Source organism: Klebsiella sp. BIGb0399 (assembly GCF_003752615.1).
Lineage (GTDB): Bacteria > Pseudomonadota > Gammaproteobacteria > Enterobacterales > Enterobacteriaceae > Klebsiella > Klebsiella lignicola.
This window is the reverse complement of record NZ_RKHT01000006.1, coordinates 133,968-145,979: the sequence shown is the minus strand read 5'-3', so window position 1 is coordinate 145,979 and position 12,012 is coordinate 133,968. Positions and strand designations below refer to the sequence as shown.

Sequence of the window (12,012 nt, the reverse complement as noted above, 5' to 3'; positions counted from 1 at the left end):
GATTACAGTGCTTTCATAGTGCCTTTCGGCAGAACGGCAGCTACGAAGTCACGTTTGATAACCACTTCGGTGGTATCGTTCAGCGCGATAGCAATGTATCCGCTTTCCGCAACTTTAGTGACGCGACCGACCAGACCACCATTCGTCAGCACTTCATCGCCTTTCGCGATGGAGCTCATCAGGTTTTTATGTTCCTTGGTACGCTTCTGCTGTGGGCGCAGGATCATGAAGTAGAAAATCAGACCAAACACCACCAGCATCAGGATCAGAGACATCGGGCTACCCTGCGCCGCGCCACCGGTTGCTGCTACCGCATCAGAAATAAAAAAGCTCATTCAAATTCCCTCATTATTAAAATTAATCAACGTTCACAGGAGGAACAGGTCGTCCCTGACGTTGGTAAAAATCGGTCACGAAGCTCTCTAATTTACCCTCTTCAATAGCCTTACGTAAACCAGCCATTAAGCGCTGATAGTAGCGAAGGTTATGAATGGTATTGAGGCGCGCGCCCAATATTTCGTTGCAACGATCAAGATGATGCAAGTAAGCGCGTGAATAATTGCGACATGTATAGCAATCACACTCCGCATCCAGCGGCGCAGTATCGCTTTTGTGCTTCGCATTACGAATCTTCACCACGCCGTCGGTAACAAACAGATGGCCGTTACGCGCGTTACGCGTCGGCATCACGCAGTCGAACATATCGATACCGCGGCGTACCCCTTCAACCAGATCTTCGGGCTTCCCGACGCCCATCAGGTAGCGTGGTTTGTCGGTCGGAATCTGCGGGCAAACGTGCTCCAGGATACGGTGCATGTCTGCTTTCGGTTCGCCGACAGCCAGGCCGCCGACAGCGTAGCCATCAAAGCCGATGTCTACCAGACCTTTAATGGATATATCGCGTAAATCTTCGTAAACGCTTCCCTGGATAATGCCGAACAGCGCATTTTTGTTGCCCAGGCTGTCGAAACGGTCACGGCTACGCTGCGCCCAGCGCAGAGACATTTCCATCGAACGTTTAGCATAGTCCCAGTCCGCCGGGTACGGCGTACATTCGTCGAAGATCATCACGATATCGGAGCCGAGATCGTATTGAATCTCCATCGATTTTTCCGGGTCGAGGAAAATCGGATCGCCGTTAATCGGGTTACGGAAGTGGACGCCCTGCTCGGTGATCTTACGGATATCGCCGAGGCTGAAGACCTGGAAACCGCCGGAATCGGTCAGGATTGGCCCTTTCCACTGCATGAAATCATGCAGATCGCCGTGCAGCTTCATGATTTCCTGGCCCGGACGCAGCCACAGGTGGAACGTGTTGCCGAGGATAATTTGTGCGCCGGTGGCTTCAACTTCTTCCGGCGTCATCCCTTTGACGGTGCCGTAAGTCCCAACGGGCATAAAGGCTGGCGTTTCAACTACGCCACGATCAAATACCAGGCGGCCGCGGCGAGCGCGTCCGTCGGTCGTATCCAGTTCAAATTTCATTTTCACTCCTGCGTCAGAAAAACAGTCTGACGTTAAACACTCATGTCGCGGAGGTTATTCCCCGACACGCTCAAAAATAGCCTGCGGATTGTACGTGATAAACATCGCGTCACCGTAGCTAAAAAAGCGATATTTTTGTTCTACCGCAGCCTTGTAGGCATTCATAGTATGCTGGTAACCGGCAAAGGCCGAAACCAACATAATCAGAGTCGATTCAGGGAGATGGAAGTTGGTCACCAGCGCATCAACCGCTTTATATTGATATCCCTGATAGATAAAGATCTGCGTATCACCGAAGAACGGTTCAATCAGGTCGTTTTTCGCCGCCTGCGCCGCGCTCTCCAGCGAGCGCACGGAGGTGGTGCCCACCGCGATAACGCGATTACCGCGTGCTTTCGCCGCCAGCACCGCGTCGACCACCTCTTGCGGCACTTCGGCATACTCGGAGTGCATGATGTGGTCTTCGATGGTATCCACGCGCACCGGCTGGAAGGTTCCGGCGCCGACGTGCAGCGTCACGAACGCCATTTCGATACCTTTGGCACGCAGCTTATCCAGCATCGCATCGTCAAAGTGCAGGCCGGCGGTCGGTGCGGCCACGGCCCCTGGTTTGGTGCTATAGACGGTTTGATACAGCTCGCGGTCGGCGTCTTCGTCCGGGCGGTCGATATACGGCGGCAGCGGCATATGGCCGATGCTGTTCAGGATATCCAGTACCGGGCGCTCGTCGTTAAACTCGACTTCAAACAGCGCATCGTGACGCGCCACCATGGTGGCATGAATGCTTTCATCGTCGCCCAGCAGCAGCTCCGCTCCCGGCTTCGGCGCTTTAGAGGCGCGAATATGGGCCAGAATGCGTTTGTCGTCGAGCATCCGCTCAACCAGGACTTCAATCTTGCCGCCGCTGACTTTACGGCCAAACAGGCGCGCCGGGATCACCCGGGTATTGTTGAATACCAGCAGGTCGCCTGGGTTCAGCTTGTCGAGGAGATCGGTGAAGATGCCATGCGTCAGCGCCCCCGTCGGTCCGTCTAACGACAGCAGGCGACAGCTACTGCGCTCCGGCTGTGGGTAGTGGGCGATCAGGGATTCGGGTAGTTCAAAGGAAAAATCAGTAACGCGCATGACGGTGGCTCGGCCTAAATAAAGAGGCGGGTAGTCTAGTGCCGGGGCGTGTTCCCTGCAACCTTTACCCCTCAGGAGAGATGTAATACTCTACGTCATTGATGAGGCGAGTCACGTTGAAGCCAACGCACCTGCAACCTGAAGAATAACGAGTATTATGAATTTTCTCGCACACCTGCATTTAGCTCATCTCGCCAACAGCTCACTTCCCGGCAACCTTCTGGCTGATTTCGTTCGCGGCAACCCGCAGGCGGACTACCCGGCCGATATCGTCGACGGCATCTTTATGCATCGCCGCATCGATGTCATGACCGACAATCTGGCAGAGGTCAAAGCGGCGCGAGAGTGGTTCCGTCCCGAAACGCGCCGTGTCGCCCCGATTACGCTGGACGTCATGTGGGATCATTTTCTGTCGCACCACTGGGCGCAAATTTCGCCCGACTTTCCGCTCAGTGAATTTGTGCGCTATGCCGAGGAGCAGGTCACGCCGGTGTTGCCCGATTCGCCGCCGCGCTTCGTCAATCTCAATGACTATTTATGGTCGGAACGCTGGCTGGAACGTTATAAAGACATGGACTTTATTCAGCGCGTCCTCAACGGTATGGCCAGCCGTCGGCCCCGTCTTGATGCCCTGCGCGACTCCTGGCAGGACCTGGACACCCACTACGACAAGCTGGAGCAGCAGTTCTGGCAGTTTTATCCGCGCATGATGGCCCAGGCGACCCGCCGGGAACTGTAACGAGCGCGATAAAAGATTGCGCTTTCTCACAGAAAAGCTATTCTGAACCTCGTTTTCTGATACATATTGATAGGCTGAACCTATCTCATTGATTGTCAGCGTCACGTTGAGTTCGCACAAGCCAGTCCCTATACTTGCCCCCGTTGCGTACCAATTAACCTTACTATTAACAGGAGAATCATATGGTTCTGGTCACTCGTCAGGCTCCGGATTTTACCGCAGCAGCAGTTTTAGGTAACGGCGAAATCGTTGAGAAATTCAACTTCAAACAGCACACCAACGGTAAAGCGACCGTACTGTTCTTCTGGCCGATGGACTTCACCTTCGTATGCCCGTCTGAGCTGATCGCTTTTGACAAGCGTTACGAAGAGTTCCAGAAACGCGGCGTAGAAGTCGTTGGCGTCTCCTTCGACTCCGAATTCGTTCACAACGCATGGCGTAACACCCCGGTTGACCAGGGCGGTATTGGCCCGGTTAAATACGCGATGGTTGCTGACATCAAACGTGAAATCCAGAAAGCTTACGGTATCGAGCATCCGGACGAAGGCGTTGCACTGCGTGGTTCCTTCCTGATCGACGCAAACGGCGTTGTTCGTCACCAGGTGGTTAACGACCTGCCGCTGGGCCGTAACATCGACGAAATGCTGCGCATGGTTGACGCGCTGCAGTTCCACGAAGAGCACGGTGAAGTTTGCCCGGCACAGTGGGAAAAAGGAAAAGAAGGTATGGCTGCATCTCCGGAAGGCGTTGCAAAATACCTGACCGAGAACGTCTCCAGCCTGTAATCGGCTCGCGTTTAAAAAAAGGCTCGCATCTGCGAGCCTTTTTTGATCCCGCGGCCTGGCATACCCGCCGCGGGTTATCTGCTAATCAAAACGCGAAACAGGAACAGCCCAGCACGCCCCAGAAAGCCTGATCGTCGGAGACCGGGATCGACGACTTACGGGCGATATCATGCTGGTGACCATGCACGCCACAGCTGCCGCAGCACTGGTGCATCTGCACGATTGCCCCGATTTTCGCCGCCGCAGGCGGTGCGGAACGATAGTGGCCCGGCACCTTAACCACCGGCGACCAGTCCGGCACCACCGGAATCGGCGGCGGCGCTAGCGGCGAGAAGTGTCCGGCAGCGTAAACCACTTTGCCGCCGACGACCGTCAGCACCGACTCGATGCCTTTGATTTCCTCTTCCGGTACGCTGAAGTAGTCTTTTGACAGCACCACCAGGTCCGCCAGTTGGCCGTTCTCAATACGCCCTTTTTTACCCTGCTCGCTGGAGAACCAGGCGCTGCCCGCCGTCCACAATTCCAGCGCCACGTCGCGCGGCAGACGGTTACTCTCGTCATACATCGCCATGCCGCCCACGGTGCGCCCGGAGACCAGCCAGTAGAGCGCAGTCCACGGGTTGTAACTCGCCACCCGCGTCGCATCGGTCCCCAGCCCAACCGGCACCTCCAGTTCCAGCATTTTCGCCACCGGCGGGGTATGTTTCACCGCATCTTTACCATAGCGGTCGACAAAATATTCCCCCTGGAATGCCATCCTGTGCTGTACTGCAATCCCGCCGCCCAGCGCCTTCACGCGTTCAATATTCCGCTCGGTGATGGTTTCGGCATGGTCGAAGAACCAGTGCAGACCGTTAAACGGAATATCACGGTTCACTTTCTCGAAGACGTTGAGCATCCGGCCGATCGACTCATCGTAGGTGGCATGCAGGCGGAACGGCCAGCGATGCTCCACCAGATGATGAACCACGCGCTCCAGTTCGTCTTCCATCCCTTCTGGCAGATCCGGGCGCGGCTGCAGGAAATCTTCAAAGTCCGCCGCCGAGAACACCAGCATTTCGCCGGCGCCGTTGGCGCGGAAGAAGTCGGTCCCCTGCCCCGGCTTCAGCATATCGGTCCAGCGCTCGAAATCGTCCAGCTCCTGTTTAGGACGCTGGGTAAACAGGTTATAGGCAATGCGCACGGTCATCTGATCTTGCGCATGCAGCTGTTCAATAATTTGATAATCTTCCGGGTAGTTCTGGAAACCGCCCCCGGCGTCAATGGCGCTGGTCAGGCCAAGCCGGTTTAGCTCGCGCATAAACTGGCGCGTCGAGTTAACCTGCATCTCCAGCGGCAGCTTCGGCCCTTTGGCCAGCGTGGCGTACAGGATCATGGCGTTCGGTTTGGCGATCAGCATCCCTGTGGGGTTGCCGCGGCTATCGCGCACGATTTCGCCCCCGGCCGGGTCCGGCGTCTCTTTGGTATAGCCCACCGCCTTCAGCGCAGCGCGGTTCAGCAGCGCGCGATCGTAGAGGTGCAGCACAAAGACCGGGGTATCCGGCGCCGCCTCGTTTAACTCTTCGAGGGTCGGCATCCGCCGTTCGGCAAACTGGAACTCGCTCCAGCCGCCGACCACGCGAACCCACTGCGGTGACGGCGTGCGGTCGGCCTGATCTTTGAGCATCCGCAGCGCATCCGCCAGTGACGGAACGCCTTCCCACCGCAGCTCAAGGTTATAGTTCAGCCCGCCGCGGATCAGATGCAGGTGGGAATCGTTGAGGCCCGGGATCACCGTATGGCCCTGCAGATCGACGATCTGCGTCCCTTCAGCAGCAAAGCTCATGATCCGATCGCGGCTGCCGGTGGCCAGGATCTTACCGTCGGCGATGGCGATGGCCTCGGTCAACGGGTTGTTTTGATCGAGAGTATGGATGCGACCATTCGTCAGGATCAGTGTGGCAGTTTGCGACATAACGCTCTCCTCCAGGCGTCTGGCTCAGTTTTTCTTTAACCAGCCAGCAAACAGACGGGTCACGATGGGCATCCAGAACCAGACCACCAGCGCGACCACACAGGCATCATTTATCAAATGCAGCAACAAGCTCCCCCGCATCGAGGGAAGCAACATCCCGGTCAGCCAGGGCACCAGATTAGTACTGGGGAAAATCACCAGCAGCGTTATCAGAAACTGCTTCCAGCGCAGCGGCTGGCGCACGTTGGTAACGGGTGGGGTAAACCAGAACGCCGGTTCGGTACGAATTTCCGTGCGATCGCCTTCATTGAGCAGCGGCGCGATTTCCGCCACCAGCTCGTGACGCGTTGATGACTGCGTCCAGGCGTAGAGGTGTTCGATGGTGTCAAAACGAATAATGACGCTCCAGAGATTCTGCCCGGGAGTCGGACGAATCACGTTAGCGCCAAGATGGCCTGGAAACTCCGCCGCGATGGGCATAATTTTACCGAGCCACTGTTCATAGCGTTCCCCATGCTCGGGGTCGAGCATATGGCTTATCACCAGGGTCACCGATTTCTGCTGCGTCATTACCGGGCTCCTTGCTGCAGGCGAATCGCGGATGGCCCCGCCATTCGCCATGAATGACAATACACAAAATCATTCATGCTGCGTCGAGGTGGGCAAACGAAGCCAACCAGCGGGCAGCATGAAGGAGGACGCGTATTTAGGCTTTACGTTCCGGCGCGCCGTGCACCATGGTATAGGCATAATCCACGCCCATGCCGTAAGCGCCGCTGTGTTCGCGAACCAGATCCATCACCGCATCGTAGGTCTCTTTGCGTGACCAGTCGCGCTGGTACTCAAGCAGAACCTGCTGCCAGGTCACCGGTACTGCGCCAGCCTGCACCATCCGATCGATAGAGCGCTCATGGGCATCCACGGAGGTGCCGCCGGAGGTGTCGGTGACCACGTAGACTTCGAAGCCTTCTTCCAGCGCCATCAGCGCCGGGAAGGTAAGGCACACTTCGGTCCACAGCGCGGAGATAATCAATTTCTTGCGACCCGTCGCTTTCACTGCTTTAACAAAAGCGGCATCTTCCCAGGAGTTCATCGATGTACGTTCAATCGGTTTAACCTGCGGATGGACTGCCAGTAATTCCGGCCAGATGTAGCCACTGAAGCTTTTGGTTTCCACGGAGGTATAAATTACCGGGACATTAAAAATCTTGCCGGCTTTAGCCAGGGCAACGGTATTATTTTTAAGTGTCTGACGGTCAATATTGGCAACACCAAAAGACATCTGCGGTTGATGGTCAATAAAGATAAGGGCGGAGTTGGTTGGGTCGATCAGTTCCCGAATAGACATGAATACCTTCTTAATCATTGAGTTAAAGAGATATAGCAAACACTGTTGTGGGTCGGATCGTGACGGATAAAGCATGCTGAGTATAGTCAGTAATTTCTAACGAGTTATTAAAGAAATTCACTGTGCTATTTCGAAAATAAGAAAGTATGAAACAACAATGTTAATGAATGACGATCGCGATATTTATCAAAAAATTACGCGAAAGGGTTCTAAATTATTCACTGGCATTGAATGTCGGGTTCGGTAAAACTGAGTCACCTTATTTTTTCCGGTAACTCATTGATGCGCTTAAACCTTGATGTGCTGCTCATTCTCGATGCTTTAGAAACCCATGGCTCGTTCGCCACCGCCGCAGAATCACTCTATAAAACCCCAGCGGCCCTGAGCTATATGATCCAAAAGCTGGAAAGCGATCTGGATATCACCCTGCTGGATCGCAGCGGTCACCGGGCAAAATTTACCGATACCGGAAGAATGGTACTGGAGAAGGGACGGCTGTTGATCAATGCCGCGAAAGATCTGGAAAAACAGGCCAAACAGCTGAGTGCCGGTTGGGAACGGGATCTGGCGATCGCCCTCGATGCCTCTTTCCCCTTTGAACGTCTGCTGCCGTTGATCGACGCCTTTTACGCGCAAAATCCGCAGACCCGGCTCAACTTTACCCACCATACGCTGGCCGGATCCTGGGAGGAGCTGACCCGCAACGGCGCCGATATGATCCTCGGCGCCATTAACGAACCGCCGACTTCAGCCGAATGGTCATGGAAAATGGCCGGTACGCTGGACAACGTCTTTGTCGTTGCGGCCAACCATCCGCTGGCCGCCACCACCCAGCCGCTCAGCAACAAACAGCTCAGCCTGCATCGGGCGGTGGTGATAAGCGACAGCGCCCGCTATTGCCAGCCGCTGAACAGCAACCTGCTCACCGAGCAGCTTCAGATTCGCGTCGACGATTTTGCCAGCAAAGTGGCGCTGCTGCGGGCCGGCGTGGGCTGCGGTTTTCTGCCCCGCCATATCGCTCAGCCGTGGCTGGAGAGTGGCGAGCTGCTTGAGAAGTCCGTCATCTCCTGCCGCGAAAAAGACCTGGCCTATATTGCCTGGCGCAGCGATAACGACGGACTGGCCCAACGCTGGTGGCGCGAGGCCCTTCTCCACGAATCGTTCCTGAGTCAGCTTTACGCCTGACGGCTGAACCACACGCTGGCAGAGATCGCGGGCAGTGCCAGCACCCCGTCGTGCAGCGCGCCATCGCCCTCTTTCAGCAGCCACTCCTCGACGTTCAGAAGCGGCGAATCCTCGACCACCACCTCGCAGGCTTCGCCCCGGTTGATGGCAATCAGCACCCGCTGCTGCTTGTAGACGCGGGCAAACACCACCACGTTCTCCTCGGCATAAACCACCTGGCAACCGCCGTAGCGCAACGCCTGACTGGCTTTACGCAGCTTCGCTACCCGCTTATACAACCCCAGCAGCGCGGTATCCTGCAGCGCCGGGTCCCACGGGAAAGGTTTGCGGCAGAACGGATCGTTATTGCCGTCGACGCCCACTTCATCACCGTAGTAAATGCACGGTACCCCCGGCCAGCAGAACAGCCACACGACCGCCAGCGGCAGGCGAGCAACATCTTTCCCCAGCAGCGACTTAAATCGCGCGGTATCGTGGCTATCCAACTGGTTAAACATCCGCAGCTGCTGCTGATGCGACAGCCCGGCGCGATAGTTCTCCATCCAGGCAACGCAGGTTTGCGCATCGATTTTTTGCGGATCGTACGAGATATCGGTATTGGCGAGGAAGCCCCACAGCGGGAAGGTAAACCCGCGATAGTTCATCGCCGCATCTTCGGCATCGGCCTGCAACCACTGGCGGGCATCACCAAAATGTTCACCAAAAACAAAAGCCTCTGGCTGCTCCTGTTTCGCCGCCTGGGTAATGCCGGCGATATGTTTCAGGTTATTGCGCGCACCGCCGCCTTCTCCCAGCATATGCACCACGTCCAGCCGCCAGCCGTCCATGCTCCACGGCGCTTTCAGCCAGTGGCGCACAATGCTGTCTTCCCCGGCATAGATTTCATTCACCAGGCTCTCGGAGCGGTAGTCCAGCTTAGGCAGGCTGGCGTAGCCCAGCCAGTTATGCGCTTCGCCTTCCTCAGATATCGTAAACCAGTCACGCCACGGCGAATCCGCATGATGGCAGGCGCCGCTGCTCCCGCGCTGATGGCGATCGAACCAGGCGTGGGAATCCCCGGAATGGTTAAACACGCCGTCGAGGATCAGACGCATCCCTTCCCGTTGCGTATTGTGGCGCAGACGCAGCAGCGCGGCATCACCGCCAAACTGTGGGTCGACGCGACGGTAATCTTCGGTATCGTATTTATGCACGCTCGGCGCAACAAACACCGGGTTCAGATACAGCGCGGTGACGCCAAGCTGCTTGAGGTACGGCAGCTTCTCGCTGATGCCATCAAGATCGCCGCCATAAAACGTTGACCCACCCGCCTCACCGGTGAGCGGTTCATCCCACGCTTTCTGCACGATATCGTGCCCGGCGGCGTGGTGATGATAGACCTGATCCTGCTCCACTTCCCGCGGCTCGCTGCGGGCAAAACGGTCGGGGAAGATTTGATAAAACACCTGATCGGCGACCCACTGCGGGCCGCTGTCCGGCAGGTCAACGGCAAACTGCTCCAGCCGCGCCGGCGGGAAAGACTGCAATCCCTGCGGGGTGAACCAGCGCTGACGATCCGCCCACAGCAGTTTAAAGCTATAGCGCCGACGCGGCTGCCCGCTGGCAAGGTTGATCTCGCCGCGCCACGCGACGACGCCCGGATGCGGTTCCTGCCGCAGCCGGTGCATAGGCAGCGACAGCTCTTCATTATCTTCTTCTGCGCGCAGCGTGACCCGCTGCGGCAGGTCATCGCCGCGCAACCATAAAGTGATAAAGAGTCGTTCCTGTTGCTCTTTAATAAAGGGAGCTACAGGCAGGTGCCATGCCTTCAACATCGTCGTTCCTCTTTGTTCAGAATAGGCACACCTTGCCATAGCGCACAGGCGTATGACTCATCATCGCAGGAATTATTAGGGGAGGATAATGGGGGCGGAGAGTGTGCCTGCCGGGCAGCATCTGGCTATCCGGCAGGCGAAGGACGCGCTTATTGTGCCTGTGCCAGGCGGCGGTCGCGGCGGGTTTTGAACGTCCAGCCCACCAGCAGCAGCGCAATCCACGCAAAGCCGACGTACAGCGAGATGCGGGTTTCCGGGTGATAGCCAATCAGCGCAATGATAAACACCAGGAACACCAGTCCTACAGCCGTGGTGGTGACGCCGCCAGGGACTTTAAACTTCAGTGCTTTCGCCTCTTCAGGCGGCAGGCGACGGCGGAAGGCAATCTGCGACAGCAGGATCATAATCCACACCCAGACGGTCGCGAAGGTCGCCAGCGACGCAATCACCAGGAAGACGTTTTCCGGCATGATGTAGTTCAGATAAACCGCAAACAGCAGCGCCACGGTCATCACCAGCACCGTCACCCACGGGATACCGCGGCGTGAGGTTTTCGCGAAAAACTTCGGCGCGCTGCCCTGCTCTGCCATCCCGTGCAGCATCCGGCCAACGCCGAAGACATCGCTGTTAATCGCCGACAGCGAGGCGGTCAGGACCACAAAGTTGAGGATGCTGGCAGCAAAGGCAATGCCCATATGCTGGAAGGTCAGCACGAACGGACTGCCGTTGGTCCCGACCTGGTTCCACGGGTAAATGGACATGATCACAAACAGCGTGCCCACATAGAACACCAGAATACGCATCGGCACGGAGTTAATCGCCCGCGGGATGGATTTCTCCGGGTCTTTGGCTTCGCCGGCAGTAATACCGATGATCTCAATCCCGCCGTAGGCGAACATCACCATCTGCAGCGACATCACCATTCCCAGCCAGCCGTTGCTGAAGAAGCCGCCGTTGCTCCACAGATTATGGATGCCGGTGGGCTGTCCCCCGTTGCCAATACCCCAGATAATGATGCCGAAACCGGCAATAATCATGATGATGATGGTGGCAACTTTAAAGAACGAGAACCAGAACTCCAGCTCGCCGAACACCTTGACGCTCATCAGGTTAACGGCGCAGATGATCAGCACCACGCTCAGCACCCAAATCCAGTGCGGCACCGTCGGGAACCACACTCCCATATAGATGCCGAAAGCCGTCACGTCGGCAATCGCCACGATCAGGATTTCAAAACAATAGGTCCAGCCGGTGATATAGCCCGCCAGCGGGCCGAGATAGTCCTGCGCATAGCGTGAAAATGAGCTGGCGGCCGGGTTATGCACCGACATCTCGCCGAGGGCGCGCATGATGATGTACGCCGCTACGCCACCGATAATATAGGCCAGCAGCACGCTCGGGCCGGCCATTTTAATGGCGTCCGCCGAACCGTAGAACAGGCCGGTACCAATGGCCGAACCCAGTGCCATAAAGCGAATATGCCGGGTACTTAGCCCGCGCTTAAGTTTGTTGTTACTTTCCATCGTATTCCATGCCGTTTTTCTCTTCGGGCCTTCGCGGGGGCAAAAACCAAAAGG

The 12,012-nt window shown here is 56.7% G+C and carries 11 protein-coding genes; 3 read left to right on the top strand and 8 right to left on the bottom strand.

Annotated features, from left to right (window positions below):
* Positions 1 to 2: 2 nt before the first annotated feature.
* The 3 genes from yajC to queA are packed head-to-tail and all read right to left on the bottom strand — an operon-like array spanning position 3 to position 2,610.
* The gene (gene yajC / locus EDF82_RS11345; RefSeq protein ID WP_004133958.1) at positions 3 to 335 is read right to left on the bottom strand and encodes a preprotein translocase subunit YajC; all 333 of its coding nucleotides are present in this window, start codon (positions 333 to 335) and stop codon (positions 3 to 5) included.
* Positions 336 to 357: 22 nt separating this feature from the next.
* Positions 358 to 1,485: a tRNA guanosine(34) transglycosylase Tgt gene (tgt, locus tag EDF82_RS11340; protein ID WP_123755662.1), complete on the bottom strand. Its 1,128-nt coding sequence runs from the start codon at positions 1,483 to 1,485 to the stop codon at positions 358 to 360.
* A gap of 54 nt (positions 1,486 to 1,539) precedes the next feature.
* Positions 1,540 to 2,610: a tRNA preQ1(34) S-adenosylmethionine ribosyltransferase-isomerase QueA gene (gene queA / locus EDF82_RS11335; protein WP_123755661.1), complete on the bottom strand. Its 1,071-nt coding sequence runs from the start codon at positions 2,608 to 2,610 to the stop codon at positions 1,540 to 1,542.
* Positions 2,611 to 2,767: 157 nt separating this feature from the next.
* On the opposite strand from queA, the gene acpH reads away from it, so the two are divergent.
* Together acpH and EDF82_RS11325 are read left to right on the top strand one after the other, a co-directional pair.
* Positions 2,768 to 3,349, top strand: coding sequence for an ACP phosphodiesterase (gene acpH / locus EDF82_RS11330; RefSeq protein ID WP_123755660.1), 582 nt, complete (start codon positions 2,768 to 2,770; stop codon positions 3,347 to 3,349).
* A gap of 182 nt (positions 3,350 to 3,531) precedes the next feature.
* Positions 3,532 to 4,134 (top strand): peroxiredoxin, encoded by a 603-nt coding sequence (locus tag EDF82_RS11325; protein WP_004858569.1) that lies wholly within the window; start codon positions 3,532 to 3,534, stop codon positions 4,132 to 4,134.
* Between the two features lie 85 nt (positions 4,135 to 4,219).
* On the opposite strand, the gene EDF82_RS11320 is transcribed toward EDF82_RS11325, so the two are convergent.
* From EDF82_RS11320 to EDF82_RS11310, 3 genes are all read right to left on the bottom strand, one after another.
* Positions 4,220 to 6,088, bottom strand: a complete 1,869-nt coding sequence (locus tag EDF82_RS11320) for an amidohydrolase (RefSeq protein WP_123755659.1) — start codon at positions 6,086 to 6,088, stop codon at positions 4,220 to 4,222.
* 24 nt (positions 6,089 to 6,112) lie between these two features.
* The gene (locus EDF82_RS11315; protein WP_123755658.1) at positions 6,113 to 6,658 is read right to left on the bottom strand and encodes an antibiotic biosynthesis monooxygenase; all 546 of its coding nucleotides are present in this window, start codon (positions 6,656 to 6,658) and stop codon (positions 6,113 to 6,115) included.
* 136 nt (positions 6,659 to 6,794) lie between these two features.
* Entirely contained in the window at positions 6,795 to 7,436 is a 642-nt protein-coding gene (locus EDF82_RS11310) for a hydrolase (RefSeq protein ID WP_032689277.1), read from the bottom strand.
* Positions 7,437 to 7,718: 282 nt separating this feature from the next.
* Here EDF82_RS11310 and EDF82_RS11305 point away from each other — a divergent pair, with 282 nt between their 5' ends.
* A complete protein-coding gene (locus EDF82_RS11305; RefSeq protein WP_123756217.1) occupies positions 7,719 to 8,621 on the top strand; it encodes a LysR substrate-binding domain-containing protein in 903 nt (300 codons plus the stop codon).
* Here the strand turns inward: EDF82_RS11305 and malZ are convergent.
* Together malZ and proY are read right to left on the bottom strand one after the other, a co-directional pair.
* Entirely contained in the window at positions 8,612 to 10,435 is a 1,824-nt protein-coding gene (gene malZ, locus EDF82_RS11300; RefSeq protein WP_123755657.1) for a maltodextrin glucosidase, read from the bottom strand. The genes EDF82_RS11305 and malZ overlap by 10 nt on opposite strands.
* 149 nt (positions 10,436 to 10,584) lie before the next feature.
* Positions 10,585 to 11,958 (bottom strand): proline-specific permease ProY, encoded by a 1,374-nt coding sequence (gene proY, locus EDF82_RS11295; protein WP_123755656.1) that lies wholly within the window; start codon positions 11,956 to 11,958, stop codon positions 10,585 to 10,587.
* Positions 11,959 to 12,012 lie beyond the last annotated feature (54 nt).